At 60.9% G+C, this 19,005-nt stretch carries 15 protein-coding genes; 7 read left to right on the top strand and 8 right to left on the bottom strand.

Features of this window, described 5'->3' with window-relative positions; translation table 11 throughout:
* Nucleotides 1–13: 13 nt before the first annotated feature.
* The 3 genes from dnaE to B097_RS0100565 all read left to right on the top strand — a co-directional run bounded on the left by dnaE (nucleotide 14) and on the right by B097_RS0100565 (nucleotide 6,282).
* Nucleotides 14–3,574 carry a DNA polymerase III subunit alpha gene (gene dnaE, locus B097_RS0100575; protein ID WP_018580587.1) on the top strand — a complete coding sequence of 1,187 codons (3,561 nt, stop codon included), beginning with the start codon at nucleotides 14–16 and terminating at the stop codon, nucleotides 3,572–3,574.
* A 150-nt stretch (nucleotides 3,575–3,724) separates the two neighbouring features.
* Nucleotides 3,725–4,933, top strand: coding sequence for a cobalamin-independent methionine synthase II family protein (locus tag B097_RS0100570; protein WP_018580586.1), 1,209 nt, complete (start codon nucleotides 3,725–3,727; stop codon nucleotides 4,931–4,933).
* A gap of 140 nt (nucleotides 4,934–5,073) precedes the next feature.
* Nucleotides 5,074–6,282, top strand: coding sequence for a cobalamin-independent methionine synthase II family protein (locus B097_RS0100565; protein WP_018580585.1), 1,209 nt, complete (start codon nucleotides 5,074–5,076; stop codon nucleotides 6,280–6,282).
* Between the two features lie 83 nt (nucleotides 6,283–6,365).
* Here the strand turns inward: B097_RS0100565 and B097_RS0100560 are convergent, their stop codons facing one another.
* The 3 genes from B097_RS0100560 to B097_RS13660 form a co-directional block, all read right to left on the bottom strand.
* Nucleotides 6,366–6,803, bottom strand: coding sequence for a hypothetical protein (locus B097_RS0100560; RefSeq protein WP_018580584.1), 438 nt, complete (start codon nucleotides 6,801–6,803; stop codon nucleotides 6,366–6,368).
* Nucleotides 6,804–6,953: 150 nt separating this feature from the next.
* Nucleotides 6,954–8,261, bottom strand: a complete 1,308-nt coding sequence (locus B097_RS12225) for a choice-of-anchor I family protein (RefSeq protein ID WP_244911199.1) — start codon at nucleotides 8,259–8,261, stop codon at nucleotides 6,954–6,956.
* Nucleotides 8,239–8,856: a choice-of-anchor I domain-containing protein gene (locus tag B097_RS13660; RefSeq protein ID WP_237559318.1), complete on the bottom strand. Its 618-nt coding sequence runs from the start codon at nucleotides 8,854–8,856 to the stop codon at nucleotides 8,239–8,241. The genes B097_RS12225 and B097_RS13660 overlap by 23 nt, the downstream gene beginning before the upstream one ends.
* A 149-nt stretch (nucleotides 8,857–9,005) precedes the next feature.
* Here B097_RS13660 and ilvA point away from each other — a divergent pair, with 149 nt between their 5' ends.
* The gene (gene ilvA / locus B097_RS0100550; protein WP_018580583.1) at nucleotides 9,006–10,277 is read left to right on the top strand and encodes a threonine ammonia-lyase IlvA; all 1,272 of its coding nucleotides are present in this window, start codon (nucleotides 9,006–9,008) and stop codon (nucleotides 10,275–10,277) included.
* Here ilvA and treZ read toward each other — a convergent pair.
* Complete coding sequence (gene treZ / locus B097_RS0100545) at nucleotides 10,274–12,013, bottom strand: malto-oligosyltrehalose trehalohydrolase (RefSeq protein WP_018580582.1); 1,740 nt, start codon at nucleotides 12,011–12,013, stop codon at nucleotides 10,274–10,276. The genes ilvA and treZ overlap by 4 nt on opposite strands.
* A gap of 30 nt (nucleotides 12,014–12,043) precedes the next feature.
* Here treZ and B097_RS0100540 point away from each other — a divergent pair, with 30 nt between their 5' ends.
* Genes B097_RS0100540 through B097_RS0100530 form a run of 3 tightly spaced genes read left to right on the top strand, consistent with a single transcriptional unit; the run spans nucleotide 12,044 to nucleotide 13,320 of the window.
* Nucleotides 12,044–12,694, top strand: coding sequence for an IMPACT family protein (locus B097_RS0100540; protein ID WP_018580581.1), 651 nt, complete (start codon nucleotides 12,044–12,046; stop codon nucleotides 12,692–12,694).
* 5 nt (nucleotides 12,695–12,699) lie between these two features.
* Complete coding sequence (locus tag B097_RS0100535) at nucleotides 12,700–12,933, top strand: hypothetical protein (protein WP_026254197.1); 234 nt, start codon at nucleotides 12,700–12,702, stop codon at nucleotides 12,931–12,933.
* Nucleotides 12,934–12,936: 3 nt separating this feature from the next.
* Nucleotides 12,937–13,320 carry an RNA-binding S4 domain-containing protein gene (locus B097_RS0100530; RefSeq protein WP_018580579.1) on the top strand — a complete coding sequence of 128 codons (384 nt, stop codon included), beginning with the start codon at nucleotides 12,937–12,939 and terminating at the stop codon, nucleotides 13,318–13,320.
* Here B097_RS0100530 and B097_RS0100525 read toward each other — a convergent pair.
* The 4 genes from B097_RS0100525 to B097_RS0100510 all read right to left on the bottom strand — a co-directional run bounded on the left by B097_RS0100525 (nucleotide 13,317) and on the right by B097_RS0100510 (nucleotide 18,948).
* Nucleotides 13,317–14,330, bottom strand: a complete 1,014-nt coding sequence (locus B097_RS0100525) for a GTP pyrophosphokinase (RefSeq protein ID WP_018580578.1) — start codon at nucleotides 14,328–14,330, stop codon at nucleotides 13,317–13,319. The two genes, B097_RS0100530 and B097_RS0100525, sit on opposite strands and share 4 nt — an antisense overlap.
* 6 nt (nucleotides 14,331–14,336) lie before the next feature.
* On the bottom strand, nucleotides 14,337–16,865 hold the full coding sequence (treY, locus tag B097_RS0100520) for a malto-oligosyltrehalose synthase (protein WP_018580577.1): 2,529 nt from the start codon (nucleotides 16,863–16,865) through the stop codon (nucleotides 14,337–14,339).
* Nucleotides 16,866–16,935: 70 nt separating this feature from the next.
* The gene (locus tag B097_RS0100515; protein ID WP_018580576.1) at nucleotides 16,936–17,490 is read right to left on the bottom strand and encodes a hypothetical protein; all 555 of its coding nucleotides are present in this window, start codon (nucleotides 17,488–17,490) and stop codon (nucleotides 16,936–16,938) included.
* Nucleotides 17,491–17,577: 87 nt separating this feature from the next.
* Nucleotides 17,578–18,948 (bottom strand): 3'-5' exonuclease, encoded by a 1,371-nt coding sequence (locus B097_RS0100510; protein ID WP_018580575.1) that lies wholly within the window; start codon nucleotides 18,946–18,948, stop codon nucleotides 17,578–17,580.
* Between the last annotated feature and the right edge of the window lie 57 nt (nucleotides 18,949–19,005).

Raw genomic sequence — 19,005 nt, 5'->3', positions numbered from 1 at the left:
TACACTAGCCAGCATGGCCAAAAAATCCTCGTTCGTTCATTTGCACAATCACACCGAGTTTTCCATGCTGGACGGCATGTGCAAGGTGGATATGCTTGCCGACGAGGTCGTGCGCCAAGGCATGCCCGCGGTAGGCATGACGGACCACGGCAACATGTTCGGCTCCGATGCCTTTTATAAGGCGATGACGAAGGCCGGCGTGAAACCGATCATCGGTATCGAGGCGTATATGGCGCCTGAGTCCCGCTTCAACAAGAAGCGCGTGACCTGGGGTACGCCTGACCAGAAGCGTGACGACGTCTCTGCCTCCGGCGCTTACCTGCACCAGACGATGATCGCGGAAAATGCGACGGGCCTGCGCAACCTGTTCAAGCTCTCGTCGTTAGCCTCCTACGAAGGTCAGCTGGGTAAGTGGCCGCGCATGGACCATGAGCTGATCGCTGAGCATGCCGATGGCATCATCGCCACCACTGGGTGCCCTTCGGGCGACGTGCAGACCCGACTGCGCCTGGGCCAGTTCGACGAAGCCCTCGAGGCCGCTGCCATGTGGCAGGACATTTATGGCAAGGACAACTACTTCTTGGAAGTGATGGACCACGGCTTGTCCATCGAGAAGCGCGTGCGTGATGACCTGCTGCGCATCGGCAAGATGCTGGAACTTCCCGCGCTGGCCACCAATGACTGCCACTACGTGCTGGAATCCCAGGCCGCTTCGCACGAGGCGATGCTGTGTGTGCAGACCGGCAAGACGCTGCTGGACCCGGACCGCTTCAAGTTCGATGGCACCGGCTACTACATCAAGTCTGCCGAGCAGATGCGCGATCTTTTCGACGATGACATCCCTGATGCTTGCGACAACACGCTATGGATCGCTGAGCGTGTCCAGCCTTACGACGAGATCTGGGAAGAACACCCGCTGGACCGTATGCCGGTGGCGGACGTGCCCGAGGGACACACCCCGACCACCTGGCTGACCGAGGAAGTCATGCGTGGGTTGCAGGACCGTTTCGACGGTGCCGAGGTGCCGCAGGAATATGTTGACCGCGCGAAGTATGAGATCGAGGTCATCGACGTCAAGGGCTACCCGTCCTACTTCCTGATCGTCGCGGAGATCATTAAGCATGCCCGTTCCATCGGCATTCGTGTGGGTCCGGGCCGTGGTTCGGCGGCTGGTTCCTTGGTGGCCTACGCCTTGACCATTACGAATATCGACCCGATGGAACACGGCCTGCTGTTTGAGAGGTTCTTGAACCCCGAGCGCCCGTCCGCACCGGATATTGATATTGACTTTGACGATCGCCGCCGTGGCGAGATGATCACCTACGCCGCCGAGCGTTGGGGCGAGGACAAGATCGCCCAGGTGATCACCTTCGGTACCGTGAAGACAAAGCAGGCCATTAAGGACGCTGCCAAGGTGAACTTCGGTCAGCCCGGCTTTTCCATGGCTGACCGGATTAATGGCGCGCTGCCGCCAGCCGTGATGGCGAAGGATATTCCTCTCTCCGGCATTACTGACCCAGAGCACGAGCGTTACGGTGAGGCCACCGAGGTCCGCACCATGATCGAGACCGATCCTGACGTGGCCAAGATCTATGAGACCGCCCGCGGCTTGGAGGGCGTGGTGCGCCAGGCGGGCGTGCATGCGTGTGCGGTGATTATGGCGTCGGTGCCGCTTATGGACTGCATCCCGATGTGGAAGCGGCCTGCCGACGGCGCGATCATCACCGGCTGGGACTACCCGGCCTGTGAGGACATTGGCCTGTTGAAGATGGACTTCCTGGGCCTGCGCAACCTGACCGTGCTGGGTGACGCGGTGGAAAACGTGGAGAAGAACCGCGGCGAAACCATTGACCTGGAAGCTTTGGACACCGATGACCCGGCCGTCTATGAGCTGCTCAGCCGCGGTGAGACCTTGGGCGTGTTCCAGCTTGACGGTGGGGGCATGCAGGAGCTGCTGAAGCGAATGAAGCCGACCGGTTTCAACGATATTGTGGCCTCCCTGGCCCTGTACCGCCCAGGCCCGATGGGCGTGAACGCACACTGGAATTACGCCGACCGTAAGAACGGCCGCCAGCAGATCACCCCCATTCACCCAGAGCTTGAGGAACCGCTGCGCGAAATCCTGGATGAGACCTATGGTCTGATCGTGTACCAGGAGCAGATCATGGAGATCTCCCGCAAGGTGGCCAACTACACCGCCGGTGAGGCAGATGGTTTCCGTAAGGCCATGGGTAAGAAGAAGCCTGAGGTGCTCGCCGCGCAGTACGAGAAGTTCTGGTCCGGCATGCAGGATAACGGCTACTCCAAGGACGCGATGGACGCGCTGTGGGGCACGATCGAGCCGTTTGCTTCCTATGCGTTTAACAAGTCCCACGCCGCCGGCTACGCACTGGTGTCCTACTGGACCGCCTACATGAAGGCGAACTACACCGCGGAGTACATGGCCGCACTGCTTACCTCTGTGGGTGACAAGAAGGACAAGTCCGCCATCTACCTGTCGGACTGCCGCCACCTAGGCATCCGCGTTCTGCAGCCGGATATCAATGAGTCCGAAGAGGACTTCATGGCTGTGGGCGAAGACATCCGCTACGGCCTGGCCGCGGTACGCAACGTGGGTAGGGAAGTGGTGGATTCCATCAAGGAGTCCCGCCGCACAAAGGGCGATTTCACCTCCTTCTCCGATTACCTGGACAAGATCGATCTGCTGCCGTGCAATAAGCGCATCACAGAATCGCTGATCAAGGCTGGTGCTTTCGACTCTTTGGGCCATGCGCGCAAGGGCTTGATGTTGGTTCAGGAAGACGCGGTGGACTCGGTCTTAACGACGAAGAAGGCCGCCGATAAGGGCCAGTTCGACCTCTTTGCGGGCCTGGGCGGAGAATCCGAGGAAGCCGCCAACGCTTTCGCCATTGAGGTGCCTGAAGACGAGTGGGACCGTAAGCACAAGCTGGCGCTCGAGCGTGAGATGCTGGGCATGTATGTCTCGGGCCACCCGTTGGATGGTTTCGAAGAGGCCATTGATGCCCAGACGGACACGCCACTGACACAGATCCTGTCCGGGGAGATGCGCCACGGCACCGAGGTTGTCATCGGCGGCATTATCTCTGCGGTGGACCGGCGTTTTTCTAAGAAGGACGGCTCTCCGTGGGCGATTGTGACTCTTGAGGATCATCACGGCGCCCAGGTGGAGGTGTTGCTGTTCAACAAGGTGTACTCGATGGTTGCCCCGCAGATCGTGGAGGACAACATCATCCTGGTGTCCGCGCATATCTCCATCCGCGATGAGCGCATGAGCATTTTCGGCGACGATGTGCGTATCCCAGAGCTCGGCCCCGGTAACGGTGCTGGCCTGCCGCTGCGCCTGACGATGCGCACGGAACAGTGCACCATGGACAACATCACGAAGCTGAAGAACGTGCTGGTCAACAACCCTGGCGAGTCGGATGTGTACCTCAACCTGGTCAACGGCGATGAAAGCCAGCTGCTTGTGTTGGGCGATCATTTGCGCGTCGAACGTTCCGGCAACCTGATGGGTGATCTGAAGGCAACGATGGGCGCGGGCATCCTGGGATAATACCTGGCGGCGCGGTCGCGTGAATTTAATTCCGCGATTCGCCGCGCCGTCACGGCCGTCTGTGTATCTTCAAAAACACAGTCGTTGTAAATCCGGAGCCCCGGTCTGACTGACATACCGCATTGTCAACACACAGAAAGGGGCACTACCATGTCTCGGATTTTAACTACCCACGTCGGCTCGCTTCCGCGTACCAAGGAACTGCTGGAGGCCAACGCAAAGCGCGCACAGGGCGCCATCGCTAACGACGAGTACCTGCGCATCCTTCAAGATTCCGCCAACCAAGTGGTGGCGAAGCAGCTGGAATTAGGCATCGACATTGTCAACGAGGGTGAGTACGGCCACGCGGTCAAGGAAGAAATCAATTACGGCCCATGGTGGAATTACATCTTCCCCCGGTTGACCGGCCTAGAAAATATCGACCGTGAGCGCCTCGACGCGGCTATCGCGAAACAGCCAACAGACAAGGTTGTTCTCAGCGAGTTCATGGAGCGCCGCGACTTCCAGAAGTTCGCCGACGTCTACGCCACTACAAGCGCGGGTGAGTCCACCCACAACGAAGAAACGAGTAGCGCCACATTCCCGGCGATCACCGGTGAGATCACCTACGTGGGCCAGGAGGAGGTCGCGCGCGATGTGGCTTTGCTACGCAACGCATTGCAAGCAAATAACTCCACCAACCGCGGCTTCATGGCTGCCGTGTCTCCCGGCTCTGCTGTCCGTTTGACCAACGAGTACTACGACGATCAAGACGCCGCCGTCTTGGCGGCTGCCCCGGCCATGCACGAAGAATACAAGGCCATCACGGACGCTGGTTTTAGCGTTCAGATCGATGCGCCTGACTTGGCTGAGTCCTGGGACCAGATCAACCCGGAGCCTAGCCTGCAGGGCTACCAGGATTTCCTGAAAATTCGTGTCGATGCGATCAACAAGGCCATCGAAGGCCTGCCGAAGGAACAGACCGTGTTGCACGTGTGCTGGGGCTCCTGGCATGGTCCGCACTCCACGGACATTCCTTTCGCAGACATCATTGATGTGCTGATGGAGGCCAAGGTGGGTGCCATGTCGTTCGAATCCGCAGGCCCAAGCCATGCCCATGAGTGGCGTGTGTGGGAAAACCGCCAGCTGCCAGAAGGCTACAAACTCTACCCCGGAGTGATTTCCCACAACGTGAATGCGATTGAGAATCCACGCCTTGTGGCCGACCGGATCCACACGTTCGCAGACCTGGTGGGCCCGGAGAATGTGGTGGCATCGGCTGATTGTGGCCTAGGCGGTCGCATTCACCGCGACCTTGCGTGGGCGAAGTTGGACGCACTGGTGAAGGGTGCGGAGATCGCTTCCAAGGAACTGTTTTAGCCGATCTGAATGTAAATGAACCGCATGGTACGGACGTTCCTTTGGTTTCCATTAAGATGGTGCTTCATATGCCAGTAAACCCGGAGCCCTGGTTTGGCTGACTATTTTGTACACCGCAATTTTTGGAGACTGAAAAACATATGTCAGTGAACAAGATTCGTACCACGCACGTTGGCTCCCTGCCGCGTACCCCAGAGCTGCTGGAGGCAAACAAGCGCCGTGCAGAAGGAAACATCGAGGACGCAGAGTTCTTCGAGATCCTGCAGAAGGCGGCCGACGACGTCGTGAAGCGCCAAGTCGACCTGGGCATCGACATCGTCAACGAGGGCGAGTACGGCCACATCACCTCCGGTGCCGTAGACTACGGCGCTTGGTGGAACTACTCCTTCTCCCGCCTGGGCGGCCTCACCATGACGGATGAGGACCGCTGGGCGGCGCAGGAAGTCAAGCGTTCCACCCCGGGCAACATCCAGCTGACCAGCTTCTCTGATCGTCGTGACCGCCAGATCTTCGCGGACGCATACAACGATCCTGATTCCGGCATCTTCACCGGTCGCGCGAAGGTGGGCAACCCGAAGTTCACCGGTGAGGTCACCTACATCGGCCAGGACGACATCGACGCAGACGTGAAGTTCCTGCGTGAGGCCATGGACAAGGCCGGTGCGAAGGACGGCTTCGTCGCAGCTCTGTCCCCAGGTTCGGCAGCACGCCTGAAGAACGAGTACTACGACTCCGAGGCCGAGCTGGTTCAGGCATGTGCCGACGCGATGTCTCACGAGTACAAGGCGATCACCGNCGCCGGCCTGACCGTCCAGCTGGACGCGCCTGACCTGGCCGAGTCCTGGGACCAGATCAACCCGGAGCCATCCATCGAGGATTACCGCGATTGGCTGCGCATCCGTGTTGACGCGATCAACTCTGCCATCAAGGATCTTCCGAAGGAGCAGGTCCGGCTGCACATCTGCTGGGGTTCCTGGCACGGTCCGCACACCACGGACGTGGAGTTCGCGGACATCATCGACGAGATCCTGCGCGCCGACGTCGGCGGCTACTCCTTCGAGGGCGCGTCCCCTCGCCACGGCCACGAGTGGCGCGTGTGGGAGAACGGGAAGCTGCCTGAGGGCAAGCTGATCTACCCGGGCGTTATCTCTCACTCCACCAACGCTGTTGAGCACCCACGTCTGGTCGCGGACCGCATCATCCAGTTCGCTGAGGCCGCGGGCCCTGAGAACGTGGTTGCTTCGACCGACTGTGGTCTGGGCGGTCGCCTGCACCACCAGATCGCTTGGGCGAAGCTGGAGTCCCTGGTGAAGGGCGCGGAGATCGCGTCGAAGGAACTCTTCGGCTAAGTCGCTGTCGCTTATCGACGAAAGACCAGCGCCGCTCCGATCCACTAGGAAGTGGGGGAGCGGCGCTGGTGTTTTGTGGTGCTTTACATGAAGTTCTTCAGGATCGGCACGATGATGACCGCTGCCTGAGTGATCGCGGTGAGGATACCGATGATCAGGCCGAGCCACTCGAATGCTTCCTCAGCCTTCGGGGAAAGCTCATTCCAGTTCAGCAGGGTGCTGGACAGGTTTTCCGAGGAGGTCTTCTCTGGGTCCTTGCTGGAGTGCGGGAAGCCGGTGCTGTTTTTGTCATCGGAGGAACCGGAGGAGCCACCCTTGTCGCCCTCATCGGAGGAGCCGCTATCGTCCTTGGAAGCCTCAGACCCTTCAGGCTTTTCCGGGGTCTGGTCTGGCTGTTGCTTCGACTGTTCAATGCCAGGGTTAGCACCTGGGTTGTCTTGAGTTTCGGCCTGAACTGGGGCGATACCGGCAAGAATGACTGCACCTGCTGTTGCCAGTGCGAGAGAGATACGACGGTTCACAGGGGGAACTCCTCTGTAGATGATGTTTTGAAGAACGAAAACGCCAGCGACAGTGTACCCCACCGTATTGCTACTGGTGAAGGGGCCGCTGGAGCAGCCCAGTCTTATCCGGGCTCTCCTTGTCCTGCTGGCTCCAAGGAATCATACCCTTTACGCGGGAAGTTGGGGCAAGTATGGGCGTACTTTATTCAGCAGTTCGGCTGTCAAGCCTGGGTTCATTGCGACGACCCCACCCACGGCAGCCAGAACGCCAAGTATTGCTGCGATCGCGGTCAGGGCTCCGGCAGAGGAACCACCGGTGCTGCTTCCACTGCTTGGCGCAGCAGGGGCAGGGGTGGTCGGCTCGACCAGGTCGTCTACCTGGAAGATGGTCGTGGTTCCCGACACTTCATTGCCGACGACCAGCAAGTTCTCGCCGTTGGGGGAGTCTGCGGCCGGGATGAACTTGAGCCCCTCAGGGCCTAGGTCGCCGGCCTTGGGCAGGTTCGCTGCGATCGCGGCGGGGTCCTTCTTGTAATCCTCCATGGAGATGCCGAAGTCGCGATTGTTGACGTAGGTTACGTAGCGCGATTGGGCCGGGTCCGTGACGTCATAGACGATGACACCGCCAACGCGTTCAAAGCCGATGAAGGCGTAGGTGCGGTCGCCGATCTGGCCGAGTGCCAGGCCCTCTGGCTCGGGGCCCTTGTCGTCGGAACGGCCCTCGAAGTTGGACTCGGAATGGTTCGAGTTGAAGAACTTTGGGTGCACCTCTGCGGTGATCTTTTCGAAGTCAGCTCCAGAGTCGAAGACAAGCTCACCATCGGCGGTGAAAATGGAGAAGTTGCGGCCACCATAGGCGTAGACCTCGTCGTAGCAGGTGCGCTCGTCGTTAAGCCCGAAAGCGGTGGTGACTTTCAAGCGGCCGGCGCCCTCGTCGGACTGGAAGAACTCGATCTCCTCGGCCGTCATTCCCTGGAAACCTTCGCACAGGCCAGGCAGGCCCTCGTCGGGATCGCCCAGGTCCTTCAGGCGTGCTTCTTCGGAATAGGCATCCCAGTCGCGGGCGTCGCCCTCGTTGGCGGTCACGATATACGTGGTGCCACCGGCTTCGTAGGCGCCGATTGCATCCGGTTGGCGAATGCCTTTGACCGGCCAGGTGCCGATCTTGATCTCACCGCTTTTACCGTCAAGATCACGGTCAGACGGGTCGAACGGGATATCCGCGCGGTCGATGTAGCCCAGCGGCCAGATCTTCTCCACGGTGGCAGAGGCAATGTCGACCACGGCGATGGCGTTGTTCTCCTGCAGGGAGACATAGGCCTTGCCGCCAACTTGTGCGATGTACTCCGGTTCCAGATTCTGCGCATCCGTGGTGGAGGCCCGAACCTTGCCATACACGTGGACGCCTTCGGGAAGCGCGCCCTCGAAGGCGTCGAAGCCGGCGGTGCGCACATCAGCCTGCGTCGAGGCCGACACATCGTCGTTCAGCGCGACAACAGAGACGGATCCCCTCTGGGTCGACGGAGTAATCCTCGGCCGGCTCGCCCTCATTGGCGACAAGGGCATATTTGCCGTCGTCAGTGATCAGGACCATGTCTGGCAGGGAACCAACCTCCACGAAACCAAGCGCCTCGAGGTTCTCGGCACCGGCGTCGAAGAACATCAGCTGGCCGGCATCCGTCTTGTTTGCGGGTTCGACGGTGGCAACACCCAGCCCGTCGGTACGCACGGAGACGGAATTGATGGTGGTGTCCGCCCCACCAGAGAGCGCACCGATCTTCGTCGGGTTGGTGGGATCCGAAGCGTCGAGAACATCGATCTGGCCGGATTGCGCGTTGACCACCAGCAGGCGCTTTGACGCCGCGTGGTAGTCCACGATCTCGGCAGCAGACGCGTCGAACACGCCTGAGTCATACGCACCGATAGGAGCAAGAGCGACACGAGCGTCGGCTGCGGAATGGCTCCATGGCTTATCGACGATCGCTGCCTGCGCCTCAACGGCCAGGGAGAATGTCAGTGCGGTGGTTGCTGCGATCGTGATACCGCGGCGGAAGAACGAAGACTGGGGCATTGGGGGCCAAACCTTTCAAAGTCACAGAAAACTCACAGTGCTTCATTCTTAAACCAACAGAATGATGATGCGGTGACGTAGACGTGAACAACGCGTGAATCGGTAGGGAGAGCTAGTGCTAGAACCGCGGGGGTCTACACTAAGAAGCCATGAGCTTCGAACCGGTACACGCATCCGATATTCAGGTCGCCCAGGCAAATATCTCTGCCGTCATTGCTCCCACACCGCTGCAGTATTGCCCGCGCCTCTCGGACAAGCACGGCGTGGAGGTTTACCTCAAGCGCGAGGACCTTCAGGACGTGCGCTCGTATAAGATTCGCGGCGCTTACTACGGAATGTCGCAGCTGTCGCCGGGGGAGCGCGACGCGGGTGTCGTGGCTGCGTCGGCAGGCAACCACGCCCAGGGTGTCGCCTACGCCTGCCGGACGATGGGGATTGAAGGCCGGATCTTTGTTCCCAGCACCACCCCGAAGCAGAAGCGGGACCGCATCCAGATCCACGGTGGTGACATGGTGGAGTTGGTGGTCACCGGCGCGAACTTCGACGAAGCGGCGGAGGCGGCTCGTCGTGACGCACAGGAGCGCGGCGCAACCATCATCGAACCTTTCGATTCGCGCAACACCGTCATCGGCCAAGGCACTGTGGCCGCGGAAATCGTCACGCAGCTGACCTCTCTGGGCAAGTCGATGGACACGATCATGGTGCCCGTGGGCGGCGGAGGCCTGCTGGCAGGTGTGACAAGCTACCTGGCGGACATGTCGCCACGCACCGCAATCGTGGGCGTGGAGCCGGCCGGCGCCCCTTCGCTGCAGGCATCCATCGCCAACGAAGGCCCAGTCACCTTAAAGGACGTGGACAGCTTCGTCGACGGCGCATCCGTCAAGCGCACAGGCGACCTGAACTACCAGATCGTAGAGGCGAATCAGGGCCGCATCCATCTGTTGTCCGCTGATGAGGGCGCCGTGTCCACAGAAATGCTGGATCTCTACCAAAACGAGGGCCTGATCGCGGAGCCTGCAGGCGCGCTCTCCGTGGCGGGCCTGGCCGAAATCTCGCTGACACCAGGATCAGTGGTGGTGTGCATCATCTCCGGCGGCAACAATGACGTGCTGCGCTACGCAGAGATCATGGAACGCTCCCTAGTCCACCGCGGCCTGAAGCACTACTTCCTGGTCAACTTCCCGCAGGAACCAGGCCAGCTGCGCCGCTTCCTCACCGATGTCTTGGGCCCCGACGACGATATCGCGCTTTTCGAGTACCTAAAGAAAAATAACCGCGAAACCGGCGCGGCCCTAGTCGGCATCGAATTGGCCGCCGCCCGCGACTTGGGCCCGCTGCTCAAACGCATGGACGAGTCCGGCATGGACTGCGAACGCCTCATGCCGGGCACACCCGCCTACGAGTACATCGTGGGCAATTAACGACGAATAATTGCGAGCTCCCACCCATCAAGGTGGGTCTCGTTTTCACGCACCTCTGGGTTGGTGAAGCTGTAGATCAGCTCACCGCCCACCGGGGCAACCGCTGGTTCATTACCCAGGTTGACGGCTAAGACCACATCGTCATAGCCCATGGTCAGCCATGTCGGGCCATGATCAACCTGCAGCTCGCGCAGGTCCGAGCGGCTCAGCCCCAGCTCGCGGCGCAGCGCCAGCAGACGCGTATAGGCAGCGTGGATCGCCTGCTGCTCCGCGGTGAAATCCCAGTCCAGCTTCGCCGACTCAAAGGTTTCTTCCGCCGCTGGGTCGGGCACCTCCGAGGAATCCCAGCCTGAGCGCGCGAATTCGCGGAAGCGGCCCTCGCGGGTCAGGCGATTCAGCTCGTCGTTGGTATGGGAGCAGAAGAAGGGGAATGGGGTTGTTGCGCCGAACTCCTCGCCCATAAACAGCATCGGTGTGAATGGGGAGAACAGGATCACCGCGGCTTTGAGCACCTGCTGGTTCGGCGTGAGGTTCTGCGAAGGGCGATCGCCCTGGGCTCGGTTACCGGTCTGATCATGCGTGGTGGTGTAGGTGACCAGGTGCGCGGGAGACGTCGTCGACAAGTCAATCGCACGGCCATGAGTGCGCCCGCGGTACCCGGACCAGGAATTGCGGAAGCGGAACCCGTGGCGCAGCGTGTCGGCCAACAATTCGATAGTGCCGAAGTCCTCGTAATAGGCGTGCTGCTCGCCCGAGACGACAGTGTGCAGCGCGTGGTGAATATCATCCACCCACTGGCCGGCCAGCCCATAGCCGCCATTCGCCTCTGGGGTGATCAGGCGCGGGTCATTCAGATCGCTTTCGGCGATGATGGAACGCGGGATGCCGGTGCGTGCCTCCACCTGGTGGGCGATGTACTGGATTTGCTCCATGATGGAAAATGCGCCCCGGTCATCCAGCGAGTGCACCGCGTCCAGCCGCAGGCCGTCGATGTGGAACTCATCCAGCCACTGTTTGACGGTATCCAAGATGTAGCGGCGGACCTCGTCGGAACCATGCGTGGAGATATTCACCACCTCGCCCCAGCCCGTCGACCCGCCCGCGGTGTACGGGCCGAAGAAGCCGTTGTAGTTGCCGTCGGGCCCGAAGTGGTTGTACACCACGTCCAGAATCACGCCGATGCCCTTATTATGCGCCGCGTTGACCAGTTCCTTCAGCCCGCGCGCACCACCATAGGATTCCTGCACAGCGAACCAGTCGACGCCGTCATAGCCCCAGTTACGCTCCCCGCCGAAGGGCTGCACGGGCATCAGTTCGATCGTCGTTACGCCCATGTCTTTCAGATAATCAAGCTTGTCGACGATCCCGGCGAACGTGCCCTCCGGGGTGAATGTGCCCACGTGGAGCTCGTAGATCACCTGGCCGGGGAGGACGCGGCCGGTCCATGCGTCATCGGTCCAGTCGAAGTGCGGGTCAATGACCTCGGAGAGGCCATGAATGCCGTCCGGCTGCGACTTGGTACGCGGGTCCGGCAGGGTGATGGACCACTCGTCGCCATCGAAGACCTCGTAGCCATAACGGTCGCCGGGGCGCGCCACGGTATCGCAGGTCCACCAGCCCGCACGCTTCTTGTGCGGATCAGACTCCCGGCGCATATCCACAGTCGAGCCATTGAGCTTCAAACGGATGTCGTGGGCAAAAGGCGCCCACACGGAATACGGTTCAAAGGTAGTCATAGCACCAGGCTAGACTAAAATAAACTCATCATGGTCACGAAATACGAGCTTCCCGCAGCTGGAGAGATCTTCACCAACGAATTTGAGATCAAACGCTCCCGCTTCATCACCTGGATCGCACGCGCACAAAGCGACGACGAAGCCCGTGACCTCATTGCCCTGGCCCGCGAAACCTACCCGGACGCCCGCCACCACTGCTCTGCTTATGTGGTCCATGTCGATGGATCCACTCCCATCGAACGCTCCAGCGATGATGGCGAACCCTCCGGAACGGCCGGCAAACCCATGCTGGACGCTTTGAAAGGCTCTGGCATGCTCGATGCTGTGGCGATAGTCATCCGCTACTTCGGCGGCATCAAACTAGGTGCCGGCGGGTTGGTGGGTGCCTACTCTGATTCCGTTGTCGAGGCGCTGCCACACGTTAAACGTGTCCGCCGGGCGATGAAGGAACTCGTCACCGTCGACCTACCGCACGCGGAGGCCGGGCGCATTGAGGCCGACCTGCGCAACCACGGGGTGGACATCGTCAACGTCGAATACGGTGCCGCCGCCACCTACACGTTGGCCCACGATCCAGGCCGCCGGGAACAGCTCGATGCGCTGCTGGCAGCGACCACCCAAGGCGCTGCCGAATCAGAGGAAGCCGGACACGACTGGGTGGAGATTGACGTTGTAGACTAAGACCCATGTCAATGCAGCGACGAAACCCCAACCCCATCCAGGCACGCAAGGATGCCGTCCGCAAATACTCCCGCAACGCAGTCGTCTACGCTGGCGGTGGCATTGTCGGTGGTGTGGCCCTCGGCCTCATATTCAGCTCGTGGACACTTCTGGTCTTGGGCCTCGTCGTCGCCGTCGTTGGTGGCGTGGTGAACTACAACAAGGTTCAAAAGATCGTCAACCACAAAGACAATTACTAGACGATGACCACTCCCGCCGGCACACCAGTACGTATCGACGCATGGACGTGGGCCGTTCGCATCTTCAAAACCCGCAGCGACGCCGCCCAAGCCGTGCGCGCCGGGCACGTCAAACTCAACGGGGAATCGGTGAAACCGGCCGCCCAGGTTGTTCCAGGGGACCGGGTGCACGTGTGGAAAGATCACCGCAATTACGAATTTGAAGTAACTGCAACCGTGCGCAAGCGGGTGGGGGCACCCGTGGCCCGGACCTGCTACGTGGACCATTCCCCGCCGCCACCGCCGAAGGAGATCATCGCCTCCATGCCGCGGCGCGACAGGGGAGCGGGCCGCCCCACAAAGCGGGAACGCCGCCAACTAGACAAGCTGCGCGGCTACAGGCGCTAGTGTTTCGTCGGGGTGCGCAGTTGCTCCAAACGTCGTTCCAAGCGCTGCGGGCGCTGTGCTGCCTGCCGGCCCAAAGAACCGGTGCGGTGGATATGTTCATGGCCGAAGCGGTTCAACAATAAATCGTCGATAATGCGCACCTGGCCGGGTTGGAACCGGTAGTTCATCGCCGCCTGCACCACTTCCAGATCCGCTTCGTTGACGACGTCGGCAAGCTCTTGGATCGTCGTGATACCGTTCGCGAACAGCAGATCCTGCAGCCAGCGGTACGCATCTGTGCGCGAACGGGGGAAACGGTTGCCCAGCAGCATCGTCAAAATCCCGGGCAGGGTCTCCGCGGTCAGATCCACTTCTTCTGCAGGTAGGCGGACGCCTTCTGGATCATAGAGCGCCGCGATCTGGTCAAACTGTTGGTCCGCCAGTTCAATCAGCCCGGCGGCCAGCGTGAACGCGCGGTCTACTTGGGGGTCGGTGGAGTTTTCGCCGCGCTTATAACGAACATCGTGCTCGAATTCCGCCCACGCGTGCTGCAACACTGTGCGCACTTGGACCTCGAGTTCCATCCCGCGGTATTCCTCCAACCCTTCAGAGTCCTCGGTGACCTGCAGGATGAGGTGGTGCGAGCCGTACCCAAAGCCGCCGGAAATCTTCGTCTCCTGGGCCTTGTCTACGCTGCGCAGCACCTCAAAAGAGTGCGCAATAATATCCAGCACCACGGGGATCTCGGTGGAATGCAGCACCGTGATGCGCGCCCCGATCAGATCGTGGATGTCATTCCACGGATCGGGGTACACCAAGCTGCCATCGTCGTGACGTTTCGCAGCCTTGCCACGCAGCGAGGTCCACGTTTTTACGCGTGCGACGATGCGGTCGAAGTTGATCCCGGCATCGCTCAGGATATCTTCGAGCGCTCGCTCGAAGTCTTCCGCCGTGGTGGGGTGCTGGGCGGTCCACTCATGGTAAGTAGCGCCCAACGATGCGATCGTGTGGGCGGGTTCGTTGTCACTCATGCGCTACTAGTTCCCGGAGGCCATCTCTTCCAACCGTGCAGAGACCAGCAGCGCTGTGGGCAGCAGCTCCAGAATCTCGGAGACCGGAACCGTGCCCGCAAACGTGCGGCCGGTGAGGCGGTCACGCCACTGACCTTCTGGGAGTGTGACGGTCGTGCCGCGCCAACCACCATCTTGCTGGAGCAACAGTGGGCGACGCACCGCCAACGCGATCACGGAGATCCCAGCAGCACCAGGGGTGTCGCCGTCGCCACGTGCCGTGCCCACCAGGTGTGATTCCGCAGGGCCGACACCGAAGACAGCCTGGTGTTCACCGCGCAGGAAAACCTCTGGGAACTGGCGGCGCAGCAGCATGCCCTGATGCACCACGGCCTGCTTAGCTCGGTCGGACCACCGTGCCAAGTGCGGGTAGGGGGTGGGGTTCTCTCCGGCCTCGCGCTGTTCGGCGCGGGCCTGGGCGGCGATCTCCTCTAGGTGGTCTGATTCTGGGTCCTCCAGCACGTCCAGGCTCTGGCTGCGTGCCGTGTAGTCGACAAAGCGACGGTTATCTGGATCCACCAGCGAATAGTCGAAGAACTCCTGGCCCTGGTAGGTATCAGGAATGCCAGGGCCCGCCATCTGCAGCATCTTCCGGCCCAAAGAGATCTGGACCGCGCCACGGTGGATATCCTGCATAAACTCCGTAATTTGGGTGGTGGCCGGGCCGTCGAGCAGTGCCTCCACCCAGGTCAGGATCGCGTTCTCATACGACTCGTTTTGATCCACCCACGTGGTGTGCAAGCTCGCCTCGCGCACAGCCTTCAGCGCATAATCGCGCAGGCGTGTGCGCAGCGAATCCGTAATCTCCCCGTCTTCGGGCCAGACGCCCAAAATATTCTGGATCAAAAAGTGCGCCGTCGCAGGGTCCGGTGCCGGCACCACAGCGTTGACCTGGGTGACCAGTTCCGCAAATTCGCTGTGGTACTCCGTCAACTCAATGATGCGGGCGCGCACATCCTCACTGCGCTTGGCATCGTGGGTAGACAAAGTGGTCATCGCCAACGGCCACAGGTTCTGGCGTTCCTGCTGCAGCAAGTGGAATTCAGCGGCGGATACACCGAAACGGCCCGGCGCGCCGCCGACTTCCTGCAGGGCGACCAAGCGCGATGCGCGGTAGAAGGTGGTGTCCTCTACGCCCTTGGCCATGACGGCACCACAGACTTGGGCGAAGCGGACTTTGGCTTCGCCGTTGGCTAGGAGGGCGGCGGAGATCAGGTCGAGTGCGTCACGACGAGAGGGGAACCGGCGCGACATGTCGGCCACAACAGAGGCGGTGATGCGTGAGAGGGAGACGTAGTCGGCGCGGTAGACCGGCATGGCCGCCACCAATTCTTCGATGGTGGAGATCAGGTCATCTTCCGATACAAGGGCACCGGCGGTGGAGAAGTTGTCGCGGCGGATGGCGCGCGCGAGGCGGCGGACCTCGGCGGCGAGTTCGGTGCGTGCGACATCGCGCTTGAGATGGTGCTCTGTCGCTTCGATAGCACTTTCATCCCAGGTGGAGCCGCTTTGTTGTAGCGCGAGCATGCTCATGTGGTTTTCGGCTTCGCGGGAGATGAACACGCCGTCAAACTCGCGCAGGGCGTCGTAGCCGGTGGTGCCGTCGACAGCCAGGCGGGGGTCGAGGGGCTCGTCGACACCCAGGATTTTCTCGATGACTAGCCAGCGGTCATCGCCGACAACGTCGCGCAGGCGGTTGAGGTAGCCGAAAGGATCGGATAGGCCGTCGGGGTGGTCGACGCGCACACCGTCGATCAAGTCTTCGGCGATCAGTTCGCGCAGGACGCGGTGGGAGTGTTCGAAGACCAAGGGGTCTTCTTGGCGGATGCCGGCAAGCCCGTTGACGGAGAAGAACCGGCGGTAGGAGATGACGCCGTCGCGCCAGTACATCAGGCGGTAGGACTGCTTCTCATAGACCTCTTGGGGATTGTCTTCGGGGCCATCGCAGGTGCCTGGGGCGATGGGGAAGTAGTTATCGTAATAGGCCAGCACCAGCTCGTTGAGTTCGGAGTGGTAGTGGATTTCTAGTTTGTCTTCGTCGCCTTCCTGTCCCAGGATCGGCATGCCTAGCTTGCCGTCGGCGCCGTTGTCTTCGTGCCAGTCAATATCGAAGTAGGGATCATAGTTGGAGTCTTTGCCGTGCTTGAGCACGTCCCACCACCAGGCGTTCAAGGTGGGGTCGTCTACGCCTAAGTGGTTGGGCACGATATCGACGATCAGCCCCATGCCTTCGGCGTGTGCCGCTTGCGCCAGTGAGCGTAGCCCTTCGACCCCGCCCAGCTCCGGGTTGACGGTGGTGGGGTCGGTGACGTCGTAGTTGTGGTTAGATTCCGGTACTGCGGTAAGGATGGGGGAGAGGTAGAGGTGCGAGACCCCCAGCTTCTTCAGGTAGGGGATTTGTGCTTCGGCCTCAGCGAAGCCGAAAGCGCGTCCCCCCGGATCGGCCTTGGGGCCGCGCAGCTGCAGGCGGTAGGTGGACGTGATCGGACGACGCACGAGACAACTCCTTCGTTTGTAGAATCTTTAGCCTCCACACTAATGATTTTTCGTCACACCCGGTTGTGGCTTACCGCACTACAGGAAAGCCCAATGAGTAAGCAACCACGTCCGCTGCCTCGCCTCTCGCGCTCAACCCGGCGCGAAGAAGGCCCGGCGCACAGCTATAGACCGCGACCTCATCATCGGGACGCACCGCGTAGCTAAGTTCAGCCTTCGGACCCACCAAGGTTGTGAGGTGGCGGTGCAGCACCGTAAAGGTGGAAGGGTGGGCCATCCACTGCCGCGCATTGGCGATGTCCCACCCCTGCACCCCAGAGAGCACACAAGGCGCGTCGCGCACCAAAAATTCCACGCCTTCACTGGAGCTATGCTTTGCCAGCAGCTCGCGGGCGGCCAGATCCCACGCCGCATGAACACTCAGCCCCATCCGACCCAGGTCGTGGTAGGTCAGTCCGCGGCCGGCATCGTCGTAAAGCACGGCGCGGAAGTCACGCGAGAGCGGGACGTGGGCAATGTCGTCGCTTATCGACGACACACCCCACGGTGCCTGAAGGCATTCAGAAGCGTGGACCGCCTTCATTCCAAGCGACCCGATCGAGGCGTGTGCAAGCGCGGCAGACATGGAGGGAACCCTTTCGGAAGGAGCAGATGTGATTACCCTTTAGACTGCTCAAATACCGAAACGGTTCCCTCGAACACGCAAAAAGTTTTAAAACGGGGGTTCTTCGTCCAGCCCCAGCACCTGGAGCAGCTTGTCGGCCGGCCAAATCGCCAACTCTTGGCCCTTCTCAATCAGCTCGCGTGCGCGCTTTTCCTTCGATGTCATGGTGGCCCATTCACCGGTGACCAAGATCGTCGTCTTCTTCGTCACGTTCTTGCCCACTTGAGCACCGCACTCGGCGATACCAGCCCACAGAGTGCCCTTGTCGAAAGGCTCAAATTCGCCGGTCAGGGTAACGTTCTCACCGAAGAGCTCGTTGCTCGGGTCAGCGTCCTCATTGGGTTCGGGGATCGTGTCAGGGGTTGCCACCGACTGCCAGGGCGCAGGCCCACGACGCGTCTGCTTCTCCGCGCCCGCCGGCTGATCCGTCCCCGCACCCGAGACCTCCGGTGCCGGCGACTCATTCTTCTCCACACACTGCGCCTGCAAAGCGCGCGACGCCCCCGAACGGTCACGCAGCGTAGGAATCACCCGCGACGGCTCCAACACACCGAGCGTAAAACCCGTGCCATGCACATAGTCCATTAGCGATCCAGTGTGATCAGCCCGCCGCGCCAACTCCACCATGACCTCGGCGCACGCCACCGCATCAGCTTCCGCATCATGGTGCGCAGTTAGCTCCACCCCAAGATGCTCCGCGAGCGTTGGTAGCTTGTGGTTGTCCACGCTTAACGACGATGCACGCGACGCCGCCAAAGAACACCCAAACATTGCCTGGGGAACCTCCACACCTGCCGCCTGGCACGCCTCACGCAGGGCAGTCATATCGAACTGCGCGTTATGCGCGACAAGGGGAAGATCGCCAACAAAGGCCGTGAACTCGTCGACACGCTCCGCAAAAGTGGGCTGGCCCGCCACATCCTCGCTAGTGATGCCATGAATATTCACGTTGAAAGTGTCGAACTCATCAATACCCGCAGGCGGGGTGCACAGCCAAGACGCGGTCTCAGTCACAACACCGTCAATAACTTTCGCCGCCCCAATCTGGCAGATGGAGCCCCACTGACCATTGGCGGTCTCCACATCAAAACCCACGAAATCAAGCCCTGTGACACCGGCCTGAGCTTCGCTGTCCTCCGGGGCCTCGCCGCGCCGGGCGTCGTCGATACGCGCGAGGAATTCCTCGACTGTGTCCTGGGAGCCTGGGGCGAAGCTCACGGTGACGGGATCGCCCGCGGTGGGTAGCGTGACGGTGGAGTTGTCCCAAGCGTCACCGTGTGTGACATCGACCTGGCCAAGCTGTGCGATCTCCACCGTGACGTCGTCACTAGAACCACGCAGCGATGCCGCTAATTCCGTAGGCGAAATGCGGATGGTGGTGTTCGTGACAGTGATTGTGGCGCCGTGAGCTGCTATCACCTGAGCTGTCTCCTTTAAAGCGAAAGCGGGTAGGACGAGTGTTCTTGCTCATCCTAC

It is taken from the genome of Corynebacterium pilosum DSM 20521 = CIP 103422 (assembly GCF_000373805.1).
Lineage (GTDB): Bacteria > Actinomycetota > Actinomycetes > Mycobacteriales > Mycobacteriaceae > Corynebacterium > Corynebacterium pilosum.
This window is presented reverse-complemented; position numbering and strand designations above follow the sequence as displayed.